General features: G+C 69.2%; 21 protein-coding genes, 2 pseudogenes and 1 riboswitch. Of the genes and pseudogenes, 17 read left to right on the top strand and 6 right to left on the bottom strand.

What is annotated here, in order from left to right:
- Window positions 1-199: 199 nt before the first annotated feature.
- The gene (locus tag ACIGQF_RS32195) at window positions 200-442 is read left to right on the top strand and encodes a hypothetical protein (protein ID WP_399717646.1); all 243 of its coding nucleotides are present in this window, start codon (window positions 200-202) and stop codon (window positions 440-442) included.
- A 330-nt stretch (window positions 443-772) separates the two neighbouring features.
- Here ACIGQF_RS32195 and ACIGQF_RS32190 read toward each other — a convergent pair whose 3' ends face one another.
- A complete protein-coding gene (locus ACIGQF_RS32190) occupies window positions 773-2,623 on the bottom strand; it encodes an APC family permease (protein WP_399717643.1) in 1,851 nt (616 codons plus the stop codon).
- Window positions 2,624-3,051: 428 nt separating this feature from the next.
- On the opposite strand from ACIGQF_RS32190, the gene ACIGQF_RS32185 reads away from it, so the two are divergent.
- From ACIGQF_RS32185 to ACIGQF_RS32175, 3 genes and pseudogenes are all read left to right on the top strand, one after another.
- Complete coding sequence (locus tag ACIGQF_RS32185) at window positions 3,052-3,588, top strand: hypothetical protein (protein WP_399717640.1); 537 nt, start codon at window positions 3,052-3,054, stop codon at window positions 3,586-3,588.
- A gap of 100 nt (window positions 3,589-3,688) precedes the next feature.
- Window positions 3,689-3,841, top strand: a complete 153-nt coding sequence (locus ACIGQF_RS32180; protein WP_399717702.1) for a hypothetical protein — start codon at window positions 3,689-3,691, stop codon at window positions 3,839-3,841.
- Window positions 3,832-4,065 (top strand): annotated as a pseudogene (locus ACIGQF_RS32175) (amino acid transporter); the annotation flags it as partial. The gene ACIGQF_RS32180 and the pseudogene ACIGQF_RS32175, both read left to right, overlap by 10 nt.
- 22 nt (window positions 4,066-4,087) lie before the next feature.
- Here ACIGQF_RS32175 and ACIGQF_RS32170 read toward each other — a convergent pair.
- The gene (locus ACIGQF_RS32170) at window positions 4,088-4,180 is read right to left on the bottom strand and encodes a potassium-transporting ATPase subunit F (protein WP_399717637.1); all 93 of its coding nucleotides are present in this window, start codon (window positions 4,178-4,180) and stop codon (window positions 4,088-4,090) included.
- A gap of 894 nt (window positions 4,181-5,074) precedes the next feature.
- Between ACIGQF_RS32170 and kdpB the strand changes: the two are divergent.
- Window positions 5,075-7,178: pseudogene (kdpB, locus tag ACIGQF_RS32165) on the top strand (potassium-transporting ATPase subunit KdpB).
- A 779-nt stretch (window positions 7,179-7,957) separates the two neighbouring features.
- Here kdpB and ACIGQF_RS32160 read toward each other — a convergent pair.
- Window positions 7,958-8,269 (bottom strand): hypothetical protein, encoded by a 312-nt coding sequence (locus ACIGQF_RS32160; RefSeq protein ID WP_399717634.1) that lies wholly within the window; start codon window positions 8,267-8,269, stop codon window positions 7,958-7,960.
- Between the two features lie 514 nt (window positions 8,270-8,783).
- Between ACIGQF_RS32160 and ACIGQF_RS32155 the strand changes: the two genes are divergently transcribed.
- Window positions 8,784-10,058, top strand: a complete 1,275-nt coding sequence (locus ACIGQF_RS32155; RefSeq protein ID WP_399717631.1) for an APC family permease — start codon at window positions 8,784-8,786, stop codon at window positions 10,056-10,058.
- Between the two features lie 7 nt (window positions 10,059-10,065).
- Here ACIGQF_RS32155 and ACIGQF_RS32150 read toward each other — a convergent pair whose 3' ends face one another.
- Both ACIGQF_RS32150 and ACIGQF_RS32145 read right to left on the bottom strand, forming a co-directional pair.
- Window positions 10,066-10,293, bottom strand: coding sequence for a PadR family transcriptional regulator (locus ACIGQF_RS32150; protein WP_399717630.1), 228 nt, complete (start codon window positions 10,291-10,293; stop codon window positions 10,066-10,068).
- A 757-nt stretch (window positions 10,294-11,050) separates the two neighbouring features.
- Window positions 11,051-11,740 (bottom strand): nitroreductase family protein, encoded by a 690-nt coding sequence (locus tag ACIGQF_RS32145; protein ID WP_399717627.1) that lies wholly within the window; start codon window positions 11,738-11,740, stop codon window positions 11,051-11,053.
- 103 nt (window positions 11,741-11,843) lie between these two features.
- On the opposite strand from ACIGQF_RS32145, the gene ACIGQF_RS32140 reads away from it, so the two are divergent.
- The 6 genes from ACIGQF_RS32140 (at window position 11,844) to ACIGQF_RS32115 (ending at window position 17,119) form a co-directional block, all read left to right on the top strand.
- Window positions 11,844-12,437 (top strand): TetR/AcrR family transcriptional regulator, encoded by a 594-nt coding sequence (locus ACIGQF_RS32140; protein ID WP_399717625.1) that lies wholly within the window; start codon window positions 11,844-11,846, stop codon window positions 12,435-12,437.
- A 475-nt stretch (window positions 12,438-12,912) separates the two neighbouring features.
- On the top strand, window positions 12,913-13,113 hold the full coding sequence (locus tag ACIGQF_RS32135) for a hypothetical protein (protein WP_399717623.1): 201 nt from the start codon (window positions 12,913-12,915) through the stop codon (window positions 13,111-13,113).
- 56 nt (window positions 13,114-13,169) lie between these two features.
- Window positions 13,170-13,808: a MauE/DoxX family redox-associated membrane protein gene (locus tag ACIGQF_RS32130; RefSeq protein ID WP_399717620.1), complete on the top strand. Its 639-nt coding sequence runs from the start codon at window positions 13,170-13,172 to the stop codon at window positions 13,806-13,808.
- 84 nt (window positions 13,809-13,892) lie between these two features.
- On the top strand, window positions 13,893-14,441 hold the full coding sequence (locus ACIGQF_RS32125; protein WP_399717617.1) for a TlpA family protein disulfide reductase: 549 nt from the start codon (window positions 13,893-13,895) through the stop codon (window positions 14,439-14,441).
- On the top strand, window positions 14,441-16,456 hold the full coding sequence (locus tag ACIGQF_RS32120) for an ABC transporter ATP-binding protein (protein ID WP_399717614.1): 2,016 nt from the start codon (window positions 14,441-14,443) through the stop codon (window positions 16,454-16,456). The genes ACIGQF_RS32125 and ACIGQF_RS32120 overlap by 1 nt, the downstream gene beginning before the upstream one ends.
- Before the next feature lie 12 nt (window positions 16,457-16,468).
- Window positions 16,469-17,119: a S26 family signal peptidase gene (locus ACIGQF_RS32115; protein ID WP_399717612.1), complete on the top strand. Its 651-nt coding sequence runs from the start codon at window positions 16,469-16,471 to the stop codon at window positions 17,117-17,119.
- A 53-nt stretch (window positions 17,120-17,172) separates the two neighbouring features.
- Here ACIGQF_RS32115 and ACIGQF_RS32110 read toward each other — a convergent pair whose 3' ends face one another.
- Window positions 17,173-18,180 (bottom strand): helix-turn-helix domain-containing protein, encoded by a 1,008-nt coding sequence (locus ACIGQF_RS32110; protein ID WP_399717609.1) that lies wholly within the window; start codon window positions 18,178-18,180, stop codon window positions 17,173-17,175.
- A 601-nt stretch (window positions 18,181-18,781) separates the two neighbouring features.
- Between ACIGQF_RS32110 and ACIGQF_RS32105 the strand changes: the two genes are divergently transcribed.
- From ACIGQF_RS32105 to ACIGQF_RS32085, 5 genes are all read left to right on the top strand, one after another.
- On the top strand, window positions 18,782-19,441 hold the full coding sequence (locus ACIGQF_RS32105; RefSeq protein WP_399717607.1) for an NADPH-dependent FMN reductase: 660 nt from the start codon (window positions 18,782-18,784) through the stop codon (window positions 19,439-19,441).
- Between the two features lie 167 nt (window positions 19,442-19,608).
- A complete protein-coding gene (locus tag ACIGQF_RS32100; protein ID WP_399717604.1) occupies window positions 19,609-19,782 on the top strand; it encodes a hypothetical protein in 174 nt (57 codons plus the stop codon).
- Between the two features lie 32 nt (window positions 19,783-19,814).
- A riboswitch (cobalamin riboswitch) is annotated at window positions 19,815-20,003 on the top strand.
- A gap of 40 nt (window positions 20,004-20,043) precedes the next feature.
- The gene (locus ACIGQF_RS32095) at window positions 20,044-20,439 is read left to right on the top strand and encodes a (2Fe-2S) ferredoxin domain-containing protein (RefSeq protein WP_399717601.1); all 396 of its coding nucleotides are present in this window, start codon (window positions 20,044-20,046) and stop codon (window positions 20,437-20,439) included.
- Window positions 20,440-20,488: 49 nt separating this feature from the next.
- Window positions 20,489-21,181 carry a (2Fe-2S)-binding protein gene (locus ACIGQF_RS32090; protein ID WP_399717598.1) on the top strand — a complete coding sequence of 231 codons (693 nt, stop codon included), beginning with the start codon at window positions 20,489-20,491 and terminating at the stop codon, window positions 21,179-21,181.
- A 706-nt stretch (window positions 21,182-21,887) separates the two neighbouring features.
- Entirely contained in the window at window positions 21,888-22,748 is an 861-nt protein-coding gene (locus tag ACIGQF_RS32085; RefSeq protein ID WP_399717690.1) for an alpha/beta fold hydrolase, read from the top strand.
- The last annotated feature ends 306 nt before the right edge of the window (window positions 22,749-23,054 follow it).

Below are 23,054 nucleotides of genomic sequence, written 5' to 3'. Positions count from 1 at the left end.
CATGAGTCGTTTCCTCCCACAGAAGCCCGTCGCATTGCTTCCGCGAGTCGCCCGCGGCCGCCCTTGACGTGCCCTTGGCGCTCCGTACCGCGTTGTTGACACTGCCTTGACGAGCCACGTGCCGATAGGGTGAAAGCGGTGTGCGGGGAAGCCTGGTCGGCCGGGGGCCATCGGGGCTCCCTCGCGGACCAGGGACGGTATGCGCAGCGCAGGCACGGTTCCGACACTCGTCGTCATCGCCACGGTGGTGGTCACCTTCGCCCGTCGATGGCGCGTTCCCGCGCCGTCCCTGCTCGTGATCGTAGGCCTGGGCACAGCGCTGTTGCCGACCACGCCGGACATCGTCATCAGCCCCGGGATCATCGGCTTGGTAGTGCTGCCACCACTGCTGTACGTGAGCGCTGAGGAGTTGTCCTGGCGCGAGCTGCGCGTCGTGCGGTAGCCGGTCGGGGTGCTCGCGGTGGGGCTGGTCCTGGCGCCCGCCGCCGTCGACTGGACAGCGGCGTGCGGTGAGTTCGTACTGCTGGCGGCTGGCGGCTCGGTCGTCGGCGCGGCTGTCGCCCGCATCAGGCCCCAGCTGCACGCCGTCTACGGCACCGTTGTTCTCCTGCTGGTGAGCGTGGTCTTCGGCCTCGTCGGGCTGGCCCTGCCCGGGCAGGTACAGGCATTTGGGGGCGGCCGGTCACTGGTGCACGGTCCGGACCCCAGGCCCTGCATCCGCACGCAGCGTCCGCCGGTACGCATGCAGGGCCGGCCGGAGACCGGCACGGGGTCAGGAGAGGCGGAAGCGCAGTCGGCAGATGACCGCGTCGGTGTCGCGGCGGACGGCGCGGGCGACGACAGCGCCGCGCTGGTTCTGCAGCATCCGCTGCCATCTCCGGGCGGGCTCCACCTCCGGGATGAGCACCGTGATCCGGGTGCCGGGCTCGGTGGCCGTGAGCTGCCGTACGTAGGCGGCGATGGGCCGGCCCAGCGCCCGGCTGGTGCAGTCGAGCCGCACCAGCGGTACGTCCGGATCCCACAGTGCCCAGTCGCGGTGCAGTGCCTCGCTGTGCGCCCGGTCCTCGGCATCAGGGTAGCAGACGGTCACCGCCCGGACCTCGTCACCGAAGGAGACCGCGGCCGTCAACGCTTCGCTGGTCAGCTTCGACAGGCCCGACACGGGGACGACGACCAGCGAGCGGTCCCGGTGCGGAGGCTCGGGAATCCGGCCCAGGCCGAGCTGCTCGCCGATACCGGCATACGCGCGGTGCACGATGAGGAACGCCGCCACCAGCAGGGGCAGAGCGATCACGATGAGCCACGCACCCTCGGCGAACTTCGTGGCAGTGACCACCCCGGCGGACACGCCCGTAAGCACCGCGCCGGACCCGTTGAGCACGGCCTTGGTCCGCCACCTGCGGCCGCGCTCCTGACGCCAGTGCCGCACCATCCCGGTCTGGGCGAGGGTGAAGCCGACGAACACACCGATGGCGAAGAGCGGGACGAGGGTGTTGGTGTCGCCGCCGGAGAAAACCAGCAGCGCGGCCGACACACCGGCCAGCGCGAGGACGCCGTGACGGTGCACCTGACGATCGGCCTTGAGCGTGAAGACATGCGGCAGGTAGTTGTCCCGGGCCAGCAGCTTCAGCAGGACGGGGAGGCCGCCGAAGGAGGTGTTGGCGGACAGGGCGAGGAGGACCATCGTGGCGAACTGCACCACGTAGAAAGCCCAGTTGTGGCCCAGAGCGGCGTCCGCCAGCTGGGCGAGGACCGTGACACCTTGCACCGGCTGCAGACCGAAGCGCGAGATCAGCACCGAGAGCCCGACCAGCATCACACCGAGGATCGCGCCGAGGGCGATCTCGGCGTGCTGGGCGCGGCGGGCGCCCGGAGTGCGGAAGGAGGGCACGGCATTGGCGATCGCCTCGACTCCGGTGAGCGCGGAGCAACCGGAGGCGAACGCCTTCAGCAGGAGCAGCGCGCCGACCGTGCTGGCGTTGTCGGCCAGTACGGAGGCATGCCCGGCGGCGGCCTCGGTGCTCACCGGGGCCGAACGGAACAACCCGACCGCGATCAGAGCGAGGATGGAGATGACGAAGACCGCGGTGGGCACGATGAACGCCCGCGCCGAGTCAACGATGCCGCGCAGATTGACGCCCGTCACAAGCACCAGAACCGCCAGGCACAGCCACAGCCGGTCCGCGTACAGCACGGGAAATGCCGAGGTCAGCGCCGCGACGCCGGCCGTGACCGCCACCGCGACGTTCAGTACGTAGTCCAGGACCAGAGAGGCGGCGGCCACCAGACTCGCAGGCCGGCCCAGGTGCGTCTTGGCCACGGCGTAGGAGCCGCCGCCGTCCGGGAAGGCCGCGATCACCTGCCGGTACGACGCCACCAGCACTGCCAGCAGTCCGGCGATGGCCAGCGTCACCGGCAGGGTGAACCCGAGCCCGTAGCCGCCCGCCGTGGCCAGCACCAGAACGATCGCCTCGGGCCCGTACGCCACCGATGCCATCGCGTCCAGCGACAGGGCGGCCAGGCCGGTGACCGCAGTGAGCCGGTGACGGTCACCTGGATCGGGCGGGGCGGACGGTGCCTCCGGTGAGGGGGCGCTGCCGGGCTCCGTGGTCAGTACGGACATGTGCGGGTACTCCTTGCTACGCGGGTCCACCCAGGTTCGGGCTGCCGGCCTGGGGCAGCGTGCTGTCCTTACGCCGTCTTCGCGCCGACGGCTGCTCTCTTCACGAGACCTTGACGGGGCGGGCGTTCCACGCGTGGGGCAAGAGCCCCGGTGCGGTGAGGAGGGGAGCCGTGCGCCGGGGCCCGCCGAGTACGTCATGCCCGCGCGACGGCGGAACCGGACGGGCACTGCTGCGATGCTCACGGCGTCGCGGCGTCCGCCGACGGGATGCTGATGAGCGGTACGGCGACGCAGATGCCGGACAGCCCGGACGTCGGACGGCCCAAGTGCCAGATCGGGCAGCCCAAGCGTCAGACTCGCGTCGATGACGCGCCAGCAACCCGTCAAAACAGCGGGCACCGGCCGGATGAGTCCCTAGTTTCCGTGTCATGAAGCGCTGCATCGATGAGAAGACGTGGTCGGTCGATGGGGTTGTGTGTGACCGGCAGTGGGCGGGGGACCGGCGAGAGGCGGTCCTGTGTGCCGCCGGAGTTCTGGTGCTCCTTCTGCTGGTCGATGGCTGTTCGGGGCAGCTGACGCCGTTGCGTGCGGTGCTGTGGGCGGGGCTCGCCGCCTTGCTGCTCGTCGTGCTGCTGCCGTCGCGGGTGGCCGCGGGGCCGGGGTGGCTGGCTTCCCGTGGTCTGCTGCGCGAGCGGCGAGTGCGCACCGACTGCCTGGTCTCGGTGCGTTTGCTGGACGGCGTCTCGCGGCGGCTGGTGCTGCGGGACCTGTACGGCGGCCGGGTCGAGCTGGACCCCGGAGTGCTCGTCGCCAACCCCATGATCAGGCACCTGCTGGACCAGGGCGCCGTCACATCCGGCGAACGGGGACTGCTGGGAAGCGGCGGAACGGTGGTACGGCTGCTTTCGCGAAGGCTCGACAGCGACACCGCACGTCTGCTCTTCACCACCTCCGGCCTGAAGTAGTCCGGGAGTTTCCTGCCGGGTTCCGATCGTGATTCGCGAGACGACGTGCTGGATACCAGCACGTCGTAGTTCCGCCGGCCCGAGCAGGAAGAGCACGCAGATGACCGGCACCGAGTCGCAGTACCAGCCGCAGCGGGAGTCCGCCCGCCCGCATCGCTGGCGGGCATGGCTCCTGGAAGGGCTCAGCGAGCAGACCGCTCGCCATCCGGGCCCCCACGGCACCCCACCCACCGAGCACAAGGGCTTCGGGTGACGGGGCCAGTGGTGCCCAACACCATCGCCGCCGTCCTGATGGAACTGCGCGACCGCACCGGCCGGATCCCGCATGCCTACTTCAACTGGACCGAAGGCCACCCCATCGGCCACCTGCTGCGCTTCCTGGTCTTCGGCGACGGCGAGGTCGCCCCGGTCACACGCGAGGTCCTGCGCCGCGCGGAACGGAACCCGGAACGCCGGCCGCGGGTGCACGTCGGCTGATGCCGGCCGCGTGGCACCCTCGTCAGAACCGGTCGGGGAAGAACCGGGACAGCACGAGGTACGCGACCAGACACACAGCCACGATCAGCCCGACGACGTTCTCCACGGTCACCATCGATCAGCTCCTCGCTGCCCGTCACGGGCGAAAATCGGGGGGAAACGTCTCCCGTTGGGGGTAGGGAGACCCCATGTGCAATGCGTGCGCGGCGTGCGCGAGAAGAGGATTCCTGCAGGGCGCCGCAGCCATGGACGACACGCTCAAGCCTTGATGCCTTATTGGCGCCTTGCGCGGGCATGCTGACGCGGCCTTGTTGTGCGGCCCGTCCGGCCGAGCCCCCCCCGTGGGCGCGGCTGGACGGCCCCGCTGCGAAACGGATACGTCCCGGTACGTCGTACGGATGTACCGAGCCCCTCCCCGGGACACCTGGTGTACCGGCGGCGAGCGGCACTCCGCCGGTGGCGTGCGGCGGACGGCTACCTGTTTCCGCGCAGCTCAGTCTCTGATCGTTGTCACACACCAGTCGCATCCCTGACGTCGCCCTGACGGTTCCCAGGACTCTCTTGACGCGGGCCTGACGCTGCGTCACCTTCGCCCGTCAGAGAGCCGACAAAACCCTTTCCGCGCCTCGTCCCACCGCTTCCGGTTCGGATACGTTCCTGCTCGGCCGCCGGCAGCCCGCGGTCGTCATCGGGACGACGGTCCCGGGTGTCTCCACTTCGGAGCGCCCGGACGCGTCCACCGATGTACGGCCGAAGTGCGCGTCCGGACGGACGGCGCGTACGTGGCGGCACCCTCAACCCGCCACGTACGCGCACTTCTGCTGGGACCCGGGACCCCGGCCCCAGCAGAGCCCGGCGGCCACTACTCCAGCCGCCCCCGGCCTCGCACACTGACGGCCGCCCACACCCCAGAAGGTCACCTCGTATGCTCCCTGCCGCCCCACAGCAGGCACCGGCCGAATCGGCGACGACCAGGGCCCGGCCGACGGTCAAGGACCGGGTTCCGGTCATGCGGTCCGGGCGCGGAAGACGACGGCGGGCCGCGCCGGCCGGGCTCTTCGACCCCAAGCAGCTGCTGTCGTCCCTGCCCGACGCCCTGCGCAAGCTGCATCCCCGGGAGCTGATCAGGAAGCCGGTGCTGTTCGTCGTGGCCGTGGGCGCGGCGCTCACCACGCTGTCGGCATTGCTGCATCCCACCGTCTTCACCTGGGTCATCAGCAGCTGGCTCTGGCTGACGGTGATCTTCGCCAATCTCGCCGAGGCCGTCGCCGAAGGGCGGGGCAGGTCGCAGGCCGAGTCGCTGCGCCGGGCCCGTACGGACACGGTGGCCATCAGACTGCGTGACAACTGGCGGGTCGGCATCAATCTGGACCGGGCCGAGACCGAAACCATCCGGGCCACCGACCTCCAGCCCTTCGACTTCGTCCTGATCGAGGCGGGCCGGCTGATTCCCGCCGACGGCGAGGTGGTCGACGGTGCGGCCACCGTAGACGAATCCGCGGTCACCGGTGAGTCCGCGCCCGTCATCCGCGAAGCAGGCGGCGACCGGTCCGGAGTCACGGGCGGTACCTCGGTACTCTCCGACCGCATCGTCGTACGGGTCACCTCGCGCCCCGGCCACACGTTTCTGGACCGCATGATCGAACTGGTCGAAGGCGCGTTCCGGCAGAAGACGCCCAACGAAATAGCGCTGAACATCCTCCTCGCCGCGCTCACCATCGTCTTCGTCCTGGTGACGGTCACGCTCCAGCCGATGGCCGGCTACGCGGACTCCGCCCAGTCCACCACGGTCCTGGTCGCCCTGTTGGTGACCCTCATCCCCACCACCATCGGTGCACTGCTCTCCGCGATCGGCATCGCCGGCATGGACCGGCTCGTACAGCGCAACGTCATCGCCATGAGCGGGCGCGCCGTCGAAGCGGCCGGTGACATCAACACCCTGCTGCTCGACAAGACCGGCACCATCACACTGGGCAACCGCCAGGCCGCCGCCCTCGTCCCGCTGCCCGGCATCCCGGAACTACGGCTGGGCGGACGCTGCCCAGCTCTCGTCGCTGGCGGATGAGACGCCGGAGGGCCGTTCTGTCGTCGCCCTGGCCAAGGAGAAGTACGGCGTGCGCAAGCCTCCGGTGGACCAGCTGGAGCGAACCCGCTTCGTGGGATTCAGTGCCCGTACGCGCATGAGCGGCATCGACCTGCGCTGGGCCAACGGTGCCGTCTGCCACGTCCGCAAGGGCGCGGTACCGGAGGTGATCGACTGGGTGGAGCGGTACGGTGGCCATGTCCCGCCCGAGGCCCGCTGGTTCGCCGACGCCATCGCGGCGGCCGGCGGCACACCGCTGCTGGTCGCTGTGCACGACTGGGACGGACCGCGGGCACTGGGTGTGATTCACCTCAAGGACGTGGTCAAGGAGGGAATCCGCGAGCGCTTCGCCGAGCTGCGCCGGATGGGTATCAGGACCGTCATGATCACCGGTGACAACCCGCTGACCGCCAAGGCCATCGCGGAGGAGGTGGGCGTCGACGACTTCCTCGCCGAGGCCACCCCCGAAGACAAACTCGCACTGATCGAGCGGGAGCAGACCGACGGCAAGCTCGTCGCGATGACCGGTGACGGAACCAACGACGCGCCGGCCCTGGCCCAGGCGGACGTCGGCGTCGCGATGAACACCGGCACCTCCGCCGCCAAGGAAGCCGCGAACATGGTCGACCTCGACTCCAACCCGACCAAACTCATCGACATCGTCGAGATCGGCAAACAACTCCTCATCACCCGAGGCGCGTTGACAACCTTCTCCATCACCAACGACGTCGCCAAGTACTTCGCGATCATTCCAGCGATGTTCGCCGGTGCCTATCCGGGCCTGAGCGCGCTGAACGTCATGGGACTGCACAGCCCGACCTCGGCGATCGCCTCGGCCATCATCTTCAACGCCCTGATCATCATCGCGCTCATCCCACTGGCGCTCCGTGGCGTGCGCTACACCCCGGCCTCGGCCCACGACCTCCTCCGCCGCAACCTGATGCTCTACGGTCTCGGGGGCCTCATCCTGCCCTTCGTCGGCATCAAAGTGATCGATGTGTTGCTGTCGGCGGTCCCCGGCCTGGGCTGAAGCACATGACGGGACGGAGTCGGCCCTCGCAGCAGCAGCCGCCATCAGGCCTGCGTCAAGGACTCGCTTGCTCCCTTGAGCGCTGCGCGACTGGGCAGTTGGATGGCACGTGTGAACAGCACGCGGCGCCTCCTCGACCGTCCGTCTCATTATCAGGCGGTTCATGGTCATGCCGCGTGCTGCCGGAAGTCGTCTACTCCACGCTGACGCAACTTCTCCACAGGGGGCGCCGTGACTGGTCCGGCGCCCCTTTCGCGTGAGCGTACCCGTGGCTCCATCCACGGAAGTTGCCTGCGTGTGCTCGGTGCCGCGGAGAATCCTCACGGTGCCGACAGTCGGCGACAACGTCGCATGCTCGCCTGGAAATGAGCGAAGGCACCGCGAGAATGTCCGGGACCCTCGGCAGGTGCGCGCCTTCGCCGGGCGCTGCGCGGCAGTGGCCGCGTGAAGGTCCAACAGCCTCACGGCGTAGACAGGCGAATCGGGGAACGGTTGATGCTCGCCGATATCCTTGTCGATGTAGTGCTTGAGGGCGAGTGCCGTGGTCATGCGGTGCACCATTCGGTGCGGTATCGGTCGTCCCAGTCCTGGGCTATGGCGGGCGCCCGAGTAAGACATCGCGTAAGACAGTCGCGGTAGAAGTCGCCCAGCAGGCTCCTCATCCGCGGTTGACGTGCGGGAAGGGCGTGCTCCGAGAGCGCATCGAAGACTTCGTTGGCGGCTCCGCGCAGCGGCGGTTCGGGGCGGGCAAGAACCTGCTGGCTGCCGAGGGCTGAAGTTCACAAGGAAGCGAGAACCTTCGCCTCCTTGTCCGGGGCGATCCCGTGCTCCGCCCAGCGGGGGTTCTCCACGGGACGCCCGTTCCCAGCCAGCAACGCCCAGGTGTCGCTGGCGGCCCGGTCCAGAGCGAACGCCGCGACGTCGCGGACATCTACCGGCTGAATTCGTCTGTCGGCCGGAGCCGGCGCGAGAATGCGGCCGCCGCGCTCGGCCCGCGTCAGCCACCACGGCAGCCGGCCGACGTATTCCTCGGGGCCGAGAATTACTCCTGGCCGCAGGAAGACCGCACGGTCCCCGAAGGCCTCGGTCACGGCCCGCTCTCCACCGGCCTTCTGGAATCCGTACTGTGTCGGACTACCGTCCTCTCCGGTGTACCCGAAGGTCTCGTCGGCCGACGGCGGGCATTCCAGTAGGGCCGAGTCCTCCGTGAGCGGAGAACGGTGACCGATGCCGGTCGGGCATGCCCCATCGGCGTCCGCCGGCAGTCGTGCGCACGACGACCCGCCATTGCCGGGCATCCGCAGATGACCGATCGCAGCAAGTGCCTGATCTGTGGGAATCCGCGCTGGGCAAGCATGTGGCCTACCGGCCTGCGCCTGGGTATCCGCCGCCGTTCCATAAGCCTCACCGAGATGGCAGCCGCGATGCGACGGATACAGACGGGCTTGCGCCGCAGCGGCATGCCGTCGCCGTCGGCGAGCATCCAGTACAGCGAGGGGCTTGCCCGCGTTCCTCCCTACTTTGATGGTGAGCTTTGCCGGGTCACGTATCGTCTCCCGATATCGGATTCCGTGGAAATTGAGCCGGGCCGCCGAGGAGTGAGGCATGAGCAAGCCATCGACCACGACGCCGGACGAACTGCACCGGAGACTGGGAGTGGCCGATGCCGTGGTGATCGGCCTGGGGTCGATGATCGGCGCCGGGATCTTCGCGGCGCTTGCCCCGGCCGCCCGCGCGGCCGGCTCCGGACTGCTGCTCGGCCTGGCGCTCGCCGCCGTGGTCGCCTACTGCAACGCCACCTCCTCCGCCCGGCTTGCTGCCTGCTACCCGGCATCGGGTGGCACGTATGTCTACGGCCGCGAGCGGCTGGGAGACTTCTGGGGCTACCTCGCGGGGTGGGCCTTCGTGGTCGGCAAGACTGCCTCCTGCGGGGCGATGGCCCTCACGGTCGGCTCATACGTGTGGCCCGGCCAGGCCCACGCGGTCGCGGTCGCCGCGGTGGTTGCGCTGACCGCGGTGAACTACACCGGGGTCCAGAAGTCGGCCTGGCTGACCCGGGCGATCGTGGCTGTGGTCCTGGCGGTGCTCGCCGCTGTGGTGGTCGCCGCGCTCACCTCCTCCGCGTCCAGCGGGGAGCGGCTAGAGGTCGGGGACGACACCACGTTCGGCGGGGTGCTCCAAGCGGCGGGCCTGCTCTTCTTCGCCTTCGCCGGGTACGCCCGCATCGCCACCCTCGGCGAGGAGGTACGCGCCCCCGCCCGCACCATCCCCCGGGCCATCCCGCTCGCACTCTGCATCACCCTGGTCGTGTACGCCGCCGTGGCCGTCGCCGTCCTGACGGTGCTCGGGTCCGACGGGCTGGCTGGTGCCGCCGCGCCGCTGTCGGATGCGGCCCGGGCCGCGGGCGCCGACTGGCTGGTGCCGGTCGTGCGCATCGGGGCTGCCGTGGCCGCGCTCGGATCGCTGCTCGCGCTGATCCTGGGTGTCTCCCGCACCACCCTCGCGATGGCCCGCGACCGGCATCTGCCCCACGGCCTGGCCGCCGTGCACCCGAGGTTCAAGGTGCCGCACCGTGCCGAACTCGCGGTCGGCGTCGTGGTCGCGGTGCTCGCTGCGACGGCGGACGTGCGCGGCGCGATTGGCTTCTCCTCCTTCGGGGTCCTCGCGTACTACGCCATCGCCAACGCTTCCGCCTGGACGTTGGGCCCCGACGAGGGCCGCCCTGCGCGGATCATCCCCGTCCTCGGGGTGGCCGGCTGTCTGGTGCTGGCCTTCGCCCTCCCGGCGACCTCGGTGATCTGGGGCGCCATCGTGCTGATCATCGGAGCCGCCGCCTACGGAGTACGCCACATGGCGGTCAACGGGATCACAGGCCGATGAACGGCCCCTACAGCGCCTCGTTTCCGAGGACCTCGCGGGCCAGTTCCTCAAGGGCCCTGCGGTCCTGAGCCAGCGCCCTCTTCCCGGCGTCGGTGACCTTGTAGACCCGGCGAGTACGACCGCCGACCACCTGCTGCTCGGACGCCAGCAGGCCGTCGGCCTCCAGCCGGTGCAGCGTCGGATACAAGGTGCCGGGGCTGATCCGGTAGCCGTGACGGGCCGGTTCCTCGGTCATCCACGCCCCCTGGATCTCCTCCTTTCGTCGGGATTACCGGGGGAGAGCGGGGGGCTTCTCGCACATCACGACCGTCGTGCCGGGCGATGTTGAGCAGCAGCCAACGGAGGCGCGACAGGCGATCGACCGGTGCAGGGAGCGGATAACCGAGGTCATCGAGCTACGGGCCGACGAGCTGGGCACGTCGGCCTATCACGCACGCAACCGCTACATGGTCGATCGCTCCGACATGGTGATCGGCTTCCCCCCTCGAAGGCCCGCAAGGGAAGCAAGGGAAGCAAGGTACTTGGCAAACGCTCAACTACGGGGCCGAAACCGGTGAAACTCGACTGATCGTCCCCTTGTGAGCCACGGGGTGTCTCAAGCCGCCTGCGTCAGCCATAGCGGTGCGGCCTCGCACAGCCGCTCCACAGCTCGGCTCCGCCGGCGACACCACGCGGCCTGGGTGACCCCGGCCGCCTGCGCCGCCTCCCGGTCCGGTAACGCTCCCGCCCGGTAGTGATCAGCAAGGGCCCGTACTCCGTCCGCGGCGAGCACCTTCTCGCTCAGCGCCCACACCAACAGTTCGACCACCTCGTCGCGGGCCCCGTGAGCCCTGCGTCGCCGGAGGCGTCCAACCCCTTCCGCGGACATCCGCGCGGATCCGGCTGCGCTTGCAGCCGCCCCATCCACGGCGGGGGGGCCGGAGGGAGTCGCACTCCCTCCAGGCCCCGCCTGGCAGGACACTCGGCCGGCCGGATGGTCCAGAGGAAGCTCGCTAGACGTGGAAGGCGGTGGTGGCATCGAGGGCGGCCCGCTCGGTCCTGACTTGGTTCACCGGCGCACTCTCGTCGGCGTAGCCGAAGGAGATTCCCACGAGCAGCTTGCCTTCGGTGACGCCGAGTTCGTTCCGGATGGTGTCGGCGTAGAAGCTGAGCAGGCCCTGCGGGCAACTGGCCACGCCGTATGCGGTCATGGCCAGGAGCAGCGTCTGCATGTAGGCGCCGACGTCGGCGGCCAGTCGCGCCCCGCCGTCACCGGTGACGAACAGGAAAGCGGCGTGAGGCGCCCCGTAGAAGCGCAGACTCTCCGCGTTGTAGGCCGCGCGTGCCGTGGAGTCGTCAGGGCCGATGCCCAGCGCTCCGTAAAGGCCGGTGCCGAACTCAGTCCGCCGCTTCTTGTGGACCGGGGCGTACATGCTCTCGGAGTACGGGAAGTCGACCGAGGTGTGCTGTTGGGCGTGGGTTGCCTGCAAGACGTCCGCCAGGCGTTGGCGCTTCGTGCCGCTGACCACCTCGACCCGCCACGGTTGCGCGTTGGAGTTGGACGGAGCGGTGCCGGCAAGAGAGAAGATCGCGCGCATGGTGTCCCCGGGCACGGCATCGGGGCGGAACGCGCGTGTCGCGTGGCGACCGCGTATCAGCCTCTCCGCGTAGTCGCTCAGTTCGGTGGAAGCCAGATCGCTCATGGAACTCTCCTCAAGGGGCACTTAAGTAAACGACTGCGTTTACATACGGCTCTACAGTAACCCCTCACTCCCGTTGAAGTAAACGGGAACGTATACTTCCCTCATGGATACGGTGACGACGGCGACTCGACGGCAGGGGCGCGGCGGGCGCGAACGCATCCTGGCTGCCGCCGCCCAACTGTTCGCGACCCAAGGGATCAACGCGACCGGCATGGAACAGGTCGCAGAGCAGGCACCGGTGTCCAAGCGCACCCTCTATGCGCACTTTCGAACAAAGAGCGACCTGGTCATCGCCCATCTTCAAGACCTGGCCTCGACAGGGCACACCCTGGAGAGCGCGCTGACTCGCGAGGACATCCCGGCGAGAGAGCGGATCCTCGCGCTGTTCGCCCCTCCTGCGGCAAACGCGACTCCCGTGCGCGGATGCCCGTTCATCGACGCCGCCGCGGAATTCCCCGACCCCCAGAGCGCGGTCCACTCCTACGCCCGCGACCAGAAACTGCTGATGGTGCAGCTGGTAACCGCGCTGGTAACGGAACTGGGCTGCCGCGAGCCCGCCGCACTCGCCGAACAACTCGTCACTCTCGCTGACGGGGCCGCCAGCCGTGCCATGGTGCTGAGTGATGCGGACTACGGGCGGCACGCGCGGGCGGCAGCAGAGGTCCTCCTGGAGAACGCCCTGCCAGGCGCGAGCTGACGAGGACGACGTCCGTCTGCAGCAGAAAGCGTCCAGCTGCCGGCACGGCCTGCACTCGCCGATAGTCTCCGGCGGTTTGCTGGTCCTGAGGATATGGGGCTGCGGGCTCGGCGCAGGTAGGCGGCAGGACGGTGGCGGCGCGGTGCGCGGCGTGGATCAGGCTGTTGGTGTTCTGCCGCCGGCCGGTCGAAGCGGGCCGTTGGATGCACCGCGACCATTCAACACGTCACCAAGGACCTCCTCGCCGGCCTGGTCGGTCCGGCGGGCGAGAGCGTGGCCGTGCGGCGGTGTACCGGATTGTTCGGGACAGGCCCGAACGCCGCTCTGACCTGCATGTTCGCTGTGGGACAGGGACGGAACCGTTCCGTACTGTCCCGGTTCGCCGGAGTGATTGCACAGGTGCCTCGGGGTTGGCGAATCTCGTTCCGGCTCGGTCCACGAAGGGCTGAGCGACCCGGAAGAGAGGAACATTCCCTTGCTGAAGAAGCTGGAAGCCATCGGCGCAGGTCTGCTGGAGCGGTTCGTGCCCAGCATCGAGGCGTCTGCGGCGCAATGCGGCTGCAAGTGGTTCAAGGCGTGCTGGCAGTGCCCGAACAACCAGCAGTGCAAGGCGTACTGCTGCGACGGACAGGGCTGTGTCGTCAAGAGCACCTGGTGCGGCGCGCGCTCCTGCTGACCGGGTCTGAAACGGGGGCGGCGCCCAAGTGGCGCCGCTCTTTCCAGCAGAGGTGGATGTCTGTCATGCACTACCTGGCCATCGGCCTGCGCTGCTTCGTCGGCGTCGTGTTCCTGATCTCGTCCCTGAGCAAGCTGGGCCCGTCGTCCCATCGGGAATTCCGGACGTCCTTGCGAGCCATGAGGCTGCTGCCGGACCGTCTGACAGCGCCGGCCGCCGTCTGCGTCGTGTCGGGTGAACTCGCCCTGGTGGCCTGCCTCGCAGCTCCCTCGCGCCTCCTCGTCGTCGCGGGCTTCGCTGTGGCGGTCCTGCTTCTGGTCGTCTTCTCCGGCGCGATCGCGGTACTGCTGCGGCGTGGCGGCAGCAGGCCGTGCCGCTGTTTCGGGGCGTCTTCGGCGGCACTCGCGCCGCACCACGTACTGCGCAATCTGCTGCTCGCCGCGGCAGCAGTCACCGGTGCCTTCGCTTCGACCGCGGCCCGCGGGCCGCTGGTGTGGGCCGGGGTGCTGGTCGCTGTCTGTGCGGGTGTCGCGTTGGGCGGCCTGGTCACCGCGCTCGATGAGATCGTCTCGCTGTTCCGCTCGAGCGGCGTCGTACCTGCCCCGGCCCGTGACCGGGTCGTCGTACCCGTCCCGGTCCGTGATCGTTCCGGCTCGGGGCGCTCGGCTCCCTCGGCCCCCGCTCGTCATCCCTGAAGCATCCGATGCATCCGATGCGCTGGATGAGCCCGAAGCCTCCGCGCATCTGGAATGTCCACGCATCCGAAATGGAGTGAAACGATGAATGCGCTGTTCATAGCTCTCGTTGTGGTCCTGGGGCTGCTGTGCTGCCTGAACATCCTGCTGACGATCGGTGTGGTCAAGCGGCTGCGCGCGCACAGCGACATGCTGGCGCAGCGGGGTGGCCCGGGCGAGTCGGACGTACCCGTCGGGCTGGAGGTCGGTGAGTTCGCCGCCGTCACGCTCGACGGTGAGGAAGTCGGACGCGACGACCTCGCCGACGACTGTGTCGTGGCCTTCTTCATGCACGACTGTTCGCCCTGCCGGGAGAAGATGCCGCGATTCGTCGAGTACGCCAAGAAGCTGCCCGGCGGCCGGAACCAGACACTCGTGGTGGTGGACGAGGACGGCGGCAAGGAGCAGGAGTTCGCCGCGGCGCTGGCTCCGGTCGCGCGCGTCGTGGTGACCAATGGCATGGGCCCTGTCGCCGGAGCGTTCAAGGTGTCGGCCTTCCCGACGATGCTGCGCGTTGCTCGGGACGAGCTCGGTCAGGTACGGGTCAGCGCCAATAGCATCGACCTGGACCAGCCGGTGGGCGCGCTGATCTGATGGCCGAGCCTGCGATCGCCGCAGCAGGAGCAGCGGCAGCCGACGGGCCGCCGGGGGCTTCCGGGGGCGAGGCAACGGGCCTCGCCGCCGTGAAGGGGGAGACGCCCTGTCCGCAGGGGGATGCCGGCCCGAAGGCCCCCGGAGAGGATGGCGGCCCGGAGGCCTCGGGGGAGGGCGGCGGCCCGGAGGCCCTGGGGGAGGAGGACGGAGGGCCGGCAGCCCTGTGGACGGCCTGTCGCCTGGCCTGCGCCGCCGCGCCCGGGACCTTCTCCCTCTACGTGATCATGACCCTGGTGGGCGGCGTTCTGCCGGTCGCGGCCGCCTGGCTGACAAAGCTGATCCTCGATGGCCTGTCGGGCCGTACCCCTGCCTTCGACCCGATGTGGTCGGCGGTGGGGTTCGGCCTCGCGGGAGTCCTCCTCGCTGTCGGGCCCCAGGGCGCCGAGTACCTGCGTACCGAACTCGACCGCTCGGTCGGCCTGCGGGCACAGGATCAGCTGTTCCGTGCGGTCGAGCGGTTCGTCGGTCTCGCCCGCTTCGAGGACCCCGCATTCCTCGACCGGCTGCGCCTGGCCGAGCAGGCAGGCGGGACGATGCCCCTCCAGGCGGTGGACGGCCTGCTGCGCCTGGGCCAGTCGGCGCTCGTGCTCGCAGGGTTCCTGATGTCGTTGTGGACCCTGAACCCGGGCATGACGGTCCTGGTGCTCTTCGCCGGCATCCCCACGCTGATCGCGGAGGTGGCACTGTCCCGGCAGCGCGCACAGGTATCGGCCACGGTCGGCCCCATCGAGCGCCGCGAGATGTTCTACAGCCACTTGCTGTCGAGTGTGGCGGCCGCCAAGGAGATCCGGCTGTTCGGAACCGCCTCCCACCTGCGGAGCCGGATGCTTGCTGAGCGCCGCGCCGCCAACGCCGAACGGCGGGTTGTGGACCGTCGGGAAGTCACCTGGCAGGCGGGGCTGGGGGTACTGGGCGCCCTCGTCTCGGGCGGCGGCCTGATCTGGGCGGTGGCGGCGACGAGCCGGGGCGCACTGTCCCTGGGGGATGTGGCGATGTTCCTCACCGCCGTGGTCGCCGTGCAGTCCGCTCTGATGGGAGTGGCGGGGGCGCTGGCCGGAACCCACCAGTCGCTGCTGATGTTCGGCCACTTCCTCGCCGTCACCACGGCGGCGGAGGATCTGCCGGTCGCCGAGACGCCCCGCAATCTGCCGGCCTTGAGCGGGGAGATCGAGTTCGACGATGTGTGGTTCCGCTACTCGGCGGACCATCCGTGGATCCTGCGGGGCGTCAGCCTTCGCATCCCGTACGGACAGTCCGTCGGGCTGGTCGGCCTGAACGGCGCGGGCAAGACCACCCTGGTGAAACTGCTCTGCCGGCTCTACGACCCGGTGCGAGGTGCGATCCGGTGGAACGGCGTGGACCTGCGCGAGGTGGACCCGGTGGAGCTGCGCCGCAGGATCGGGGTTGTGTTCCAGGACTACATGAACTACGACCTCACCGCTGCTGAGAGCATCGCCCTGGGTGACCTCAGTGCGCTGGACGACCGCGAGCGCCTGACCAGCGCCGCACGAGAGGCAGGCATCCACGACGCCCTCAGCCGTCTTCCGTACGGCTATGACACCCTGCTCTCCCGAACATTCATGATGGAAGGCGACAAGGACGACCCGGAGACGGGTGTGGTGCTGTCCGGCGGACAGTTCCAACGACTGGCGCTGGCAAGGGCATTGCTGCGCAATGCCAGCGAACTCCTGATCCTCGACGAGCCGTCCTCCGGTCTCGACGCCGAGGCCGAGGCAGAGATCCACACTTCCCTGCAGCGTACGCGCACCGGCCGATCCAGTCTGCTCATCTCGCATCGCCTCGGCGCACTACGGGGTGCCGACCGGATCGTCGTTCTGGAGGACGGCCGCGTGGCGGAGGCGGGCAGCCACGAGGAACTGCTCGAACTCGGCGGTACGTACGCACGGCTGTTCACACTCCAGGCATCCGGCTACCGGGCTGCCACGCGCGACTGAGGACACACGATCATGCCCCTTCCTGCGCCTCCTGCGTCTCCCGGGCACCGCCGGGGCGAAGGCTTCGCCCGCCCCGTGCGCGGCCCGCTGCTCATCGGGCTGACCCTGCTGACCGCAGCCGCAATGCTGGCGGTGCTGCGCCGGCCCGCGCCTGTGGTGTGGCTGTTCGTCCTGGCGCCCGCCCCCTCGGTGGCTCTGGCCGTCGGCCGTGCGCTGCTGCGCGGCCGATGGGTGGTCGTGACGGTCCGGGGCGCGAGCATGCAGCCCACGCTCCTGGGCGGGGACCGCGTCCTCGTCCGACGCGGCCCCGTCCGGGCGGTGGGGGAGCTCGCGGTGCTCGGGCGCGCTGTGATGGGTCCCGACGACCCCGATTACTTCGAGTGGATCATCAAGAGGGTCGCCGCGCTGCCTGGTGACGCGGTACCGCGCGACCGCGTCCCGTCCCTCGCGGACGTTCCCGAGACCACCGTTCCGCCGGGCAGGCTCGTACTGCTCGGTGACAACCGGGCACAGAGCTTCGACTCACGCCGCTTCGGCTACTACTCGACCGCGGAGGTGCTCGGTGTCGTCGTACGGCCGCTCGGCCGGGCGGCCCGGCGTTCCCGCCAGAACCGTCGCCACCAACGTCACGAACATCACGAACATCACGGCCTATCGGGCTAGCGCCACCACCAGGAACGCCAGCACCGCCAGGACCGGCACCGCCGTCACCCTCGTCACGTCACCGGTTCGAAGGCGAACAACTGCCCCTCGGCTTTCGGGGCGCACGACAACTGGAGCAGCGGCTGCCCTTCGCGCCCGCCGGAGGTCGCCGACGGCGTGAAGCCCAGGCATTTCTGCGAATGGCGTGGGCGCAGCCGGTACAGGTCGTTGTCGGGTGAGGTGCCGAGGCCGGCCTTTGCCGCGCCGGTGACGGCGTCGTCGTCCACACGTTCCAGTACGAAGCGCTCGGCAGGTCCCCGCCGTCCGCAGAAGTCATCGGCGACCGGGGCGAGTTCGGCCGTACGCCGGTCCGTAACGCCCATGCATCCCGGCCCGAACTCGGGGTGCTGGGAAAGGATCTGATACGTGCCGTCGGGGAACCGTTCCAGGGCGTAATCCGGTATGGCATTGGCGCATTCGTCCTGATGGACCTGTCCCGACCCCTCGCCGACGCGCTCGGCGAGACAGAGTCCCGATTGCGCGGCGCGGATGAGGTACTTGCCCTCTGGTACGGACGCGGACGCGGACGGGGGCGGGGTCGGTGGCTCCGCGGTGTCGCTCAGAGCGGCGGTCCGCTCCGGTCCGGTCTCACCGGCCCCACCGGCTGCGGAACCGGTCTGTGCGTACAGGACCAGCCCCAGGGTGACAGCGGTGGCGACGCCCGCCGCAGCGATGTACGTTCCCGTCCGCCGGCGCAGGCCCAGGCGTCTGCGCCGTACTGCGGTCGCCGTATCGGCCGGGGTGCCCTGGTCAGGAGCTGCGGCCGATGCGGTGCTCGCGGTCGTTTCAGGGCCGGGACAGGCAAGCCTGCTGCGCGCCGCCAGCCACGCGGCGACGGTGTCCGGCGGACAGCCGCAGGCCCGGACGAGCCCTTCCACGACTTCCGCCCTCGGCAGTTTCTCCCGGCCAAGAGCGGCGGCGAGTGTGCTGGCGGGCAGGGTGCGCCCCTCTGCTTCGGCCCGGCGTGCCAGTTCCCGGAAGGTCAGCCCGGACAGCGCGCGCAGCCGACGCAGCCCCGTCATGAATGCGGCCACCTCGGTGATGCCTTCCGGCTCTAATCGTTCGTCTCTCACTCGTTCCCCCTGCCCTGCCGTAAGAGCTGTCTGGGCGAGAAGCTTGCCACTGCTGATGAAGCAGGGACAGATGTGATTCAGCGACTTGTCGCCGTTTTACGGCGCCCGCAGGAGGCCTCCCGCAGGAGGTCTCCCGCAGCGATGACACAGAGGAAGGGGAGCGTACGTATTCCAGGGAATGCTCATTTCGTCGCGATCCGGTGGTGGTTTCGGTGAGAGTCCGCGAAAAGTCCTCAGCCGGGGAGGCGAACAGGAGAGCGACGGCTGTGGGTGCGAGTCGCCTCGGGACGACGTGCTCGGCCTGGCCGCCGTACTGCTGACCGGATGGTGCATCGCCTGTGTGGGGGCTGCTCAGCCGCCGGCGCACCGTGGGGCCTCGGGGGGGGATCGCATGATGATGTCGCCACGACGCCACGACACCATGCCGTCATGACGTCACCCGAACAGCGTTACGTGTGCGGCGGCAGCCGTTCCGCCGTCTGGTGCGGCGGGCCGGGCTGCGGAAGACTGGCCGCTGGTACGGCTGCCCGGAGGAAGGAATGGGGCCGCTATGGCTGCAGAGGTGGAACCGGCTGCTGTTCGCGTCCTGGTGTTCGGCGCGGCCCTGCGTGCCCACTCCACCAACGCGCGGCTGGCCGCTCTGGCATCGCACCTGGTCGCCGAGAGTGGTGCCGAGGCCGATCTGGCCGGCATGCGGGATTTCGACATGCCGTTGTACGACGGCGATGTGGAAGACGCGGAAGGGCTACCGGCCGGCGCCCTGGCCCTGGCCGAGCGGATCAAACGTTGCGATGCGTTCGTGATCTCGTCTCCCGAGTACAACGCCTCCGTTCCGGGACTGTTGAAGAACGCCATCGACTGGGTGTCACGCGTTCGACCGCAGCCCTTCAAGACCAAGCACGCGCTGTTGCTGTCGTCCTCGCCGTCGATGATCGGTGGCAACCGCGGCCTGTGGGCGCTACGTGTCCCGCTGGAGCACCTGGGGACGCGGGTCTACCCCGACATGTTCAGCCTGCCTCGTGCGCACGAGGGCTTCACCGAGGACGGTCGGCTCTCCCACCCCGGAGCACAGCAGCGGCTGACCGAAACCATCGCCGGGTTCATGCGGCTGGTCTGCGCCGACGTGCAGTTCGTCTGCCTGCAGCGTCGCTGGTACGAGTTCCCCGGTGACCGCACCGACGCACCAGTGACCCAGCGCGCCGAAGACTGACACGGGCATTGCGTGACCCAGCGCGCCGAGGACTGACCCGGGCATTGCTGCCCCTGACTTCGTGGGCAGCCGCGGTTGCCCACGACGGGCGGAGCTCCTGGCCGAGCTGACTCGTCCACGACGCCCGGAAGACATGGCTGGCAGCAATCAATGACGACCAGCACTTGATGGACAAGCCGATGGCCCGGACGAACCACTGCCAGAAGCTCATGCTGGGTGCCATCGACAGGTTCGGCCTGAATCGTATCCACGGGGCGCGGGTCGGACTGCTGCAAATGGTGCACGCGGTGCCTTCCGCAGTGGGTGGGCAGGGCGCGGTGCGATCGTCCGCCGCGGGCTGACCGAGCCGACGCGATAGCGCCCGAGGTCCCGAAGATTGCTAATGGCATGATGTCGGATGACAAAGGCGACGGCGGTTCGAGGAAACCGGTGTGAATCCGGTGCGGTACCGCCACTGTGATCGGCGAGCGGATCCCGATGAGCCACCGCCCCGCGCGGGTGGGAAGGCGGGACGAGCAGTAACCCGGGAGCCAGGAGACTCACGCTGTCGCCTCCTCGATGGACCCCGGGGCGGATCTCCCCGGTGAGAGGAAGGACGCGGCATGCCAGAAACGCCGGCCGACGTGGTGCAGGACGACAACAGGGGAGCCGAAAACTCGGTTCCCTGCCGGGTGGTCGTGTGCCGCGACTGCTGCTGCGGCACCGTCAAGGTGAGCGGCGACCACGCGGCGCAGACCGCGCGGCTACGCGCCGTGGCGCCGGTACGGATCTCCGAGTGTCTCGACGTCTGCGATCAGGCGAATGTCATCGTGGTGCAGCCGTCCGCGGTCGGCCGCGCGGCCGGCGCTCGACCGGTATGGCTGGGTCTGGTCAACGATGGCGACGCCACTGAGGACGTAGCCGCATGGGTGAGCTCCGGTGGCCCGGGCGTCGCGCCACGCCCGGAGATTCTTGACCTCTACACCTTCACCCCACCACGTCGCGTGAAAGCAACCTGATCCCGATGGACCGGCTCGCCGAACTGCCGCGACTGCGGAAGGATCCGACATGAGTGAAAGGGCGGGGGAGGCACGCGCCAAGGACGTGGCCTCGGCGCTCCACGACGTCGCCGCCCTGGGCGGCTTCTTCGTCCTGTCCACAACGATGGACCGTCACGCCGGGCCGCACGAGAGCGGACAACTCAGCCCGGCGGTGTTCGCCGCACTGGCTGAGACGGTGAACGAGCGATATGCCACGGACGAGGCGCGGATCGGCGTCTCCATCGCCCACTTGGGGCTCGCGGCCCGCTTGTGGTCCCCCGTGCTGGCCTGCACGCTCCTGCACGGAATTGTTCTCGATCTGAGCTCGCTGCAGTGGTCCGAGGGCGGCCCGGCTCTCCATCTGGCAGACCCGGTCGGCCGGTACACAACAGGACTGCCGTCCGTATCGCAGCAGATGTACGCCGAGGTCAACCAACGCATGGAGGCGTTGGAAAACCAACTCGCTGTCAAGATCTCGCCGCGATTGCTGGACGGCAACATGGCGTCGGCGCTCCTCGGGTCCGCGTCCATGCTGCTTCGGACTCAGCCTGACCTGCGAGCTCCACTCACTCATCTCACCATGGATCTGCTGGCTACAGGACGGCTTCGTGGTACCGGCCACATCACCGGCCCGGACCTGACGTTTCGTCGCCGCAGTTGCTGCCTGTACTACCGGGCCCCCGGCGGTGGAAAATGCGGAGACTGCTGTCTGGTGAACTGACGGGTGGAGCCGGTGCCTGCACGGACGTCGACGGAGGCGCTACCTCAGTGGTCTACGTCAGTAGTACTGGCGGAGAGCCGACGTGCTTCTGCATGTGTCAGGGGGATCCGCAAGCCGCCCCGTGCAGTAGCTGCCCCAGGATCCCGGCGCCGCGCACCACTCGAGGCCCCGGTCGATTGAAGTACGAGGGGCCGTCCAGCGCCCATACACGGCCGGACCGAACGGAGGGCAGGTCCGACCAGCCGGTGAGGCTCGTGAGCGACTCCGCTTCCTGCAGCATCCGGTCAGGTGGGAACCCGCACGGCAGGACCAGGAGGACATCGGGACGCACGGCACATACGGAGCCCCAGGGCATCGGTTTCATATGCTCGCCGGGAGAGGCCTGGAGCGGGTCACCCACCGCCCGCCGCAGCGATCTGTTCCGGTACCCAGTGGCCGGCGGGCCACAGTGGATCGAGCCATTCGATCGCCACCACGCGGGGACGAGCGAGGCCCGTCACGCAGGTGCGGACCCGGTCGAGCCGAGCTTTCTCTCTGCTGGTGAGGGCACTTTGTTCGAAACGGCGATCGTGTCGGCCGGTGCATACGGCGCGAGTGGTCCCCGACGTGACCAGCCAGTCATGTCGTCGCCCCGGCGAAGTCGGTTCGTTCTCCAAATCTTTGGCGAAGCCTCGGTGCCGCCGGTAGGTTCTTCGCGGTGACTTCGATGGAGACGCAGGGTCTCGTGGCGATGACTGACGGGACGCGGTTGCGCTGGATGGCGCAAGGGGACACAGCTCAGCAGCCGGCCGTGGTTCTGCTCCATGGCGGTCCCGGTCTGCCGGACTACCTGGGCGAGGTCGCCTCCATGGTCGCGGACCTGGCGCCTGCGTACCGGTACGACCAGCGCGGCACAGGTCATTCCCCCTGGCAGGGACCCCATTCCTTCGCCAGGCATGTCGACGATCTTGCTGAACTGCTCGACGCATGGGACGTGCCCGAGGCCGTACTGATCGGGCACTCCTACGGCGCCGATCTGGCGAGCCGGTTCTGCCTGATGCACTCTGAACGGGTTGCCGCGATGCTCCTGATGTGTGGGCCGTTCGTCGGTGATTGGCGTACCGGGTACCGGGTGGAGCGCAGCCGCCGCATGTCCGCAGCGCAGCAGGAGCGGCTCCGCGAGTTGGAGGAACTGCGGCAGCGCACGGAGGAGCAGGAAGTGGAGCTGCTCACGCTGGCCTGGTTCACCGACCACGCCGATCCCGAAGGGGGATGGCACCGGGCCGCGCAGGGTGCCCGGCGGCGTCGCCCCGTCAACTGGGTCATGAACAGTGAACTCGGCAAGGAAGGGCGCGCGGACCCGCTCGATGAACATCTTGCCGAGCTGCGCGCGTGCCTGCCCGCGCGAGCGGAGCTTCTCGGCGGCGGCGCCGACCCCCGACCTATCTCGGCACTCGCATCACTCGCCCGTCGGCTCGATCTTCCCCTGACGCGGATCGAGGGCGCCGGTCACGAGTCCTGGTTGGAACAGCCCCACGCCGTACGTGCGCACCTTCGGCGATTCGTGCAAGGAGCGTTGGGCACGTAGGGCTTCGACCGGTTCGCCGGTTCGCCGACTCCTGAGCGGCCGTCGTGGCCCCGGGTCATGTCCGGGTACTTCACAGGAGCCGAGGACCGCACACCCTGAACGATCGGTACGATCGGCCTGTGGCGATCCAGCGCCCAGGGAGACCGATGGCTACCTTCAGCCGGTCGAGGTAGAGCCTCCGTGATGCGACCCGGATCGCGCGAAGGCTGCCCGCGCGACAGGTGAACAGTGAGGACGCGCCTCAAGTGCACGGCCCATTCGACGAGTTGAACGCCCATCCGGCCTATCCGTGTACGCTCCGACCGG

The organism is Streptomyces sp. NPDC053560 (assembly GCF_044544605.1).
Taxonomy (GTDB): Bacteria; Actinomycetota; Actinomycetes; order Streptomycetales; family Streptomycetaceae; genus Streptomyces.
This window is presented reverse-complemented; position numbering and strand designations above follow the sequence as displayed.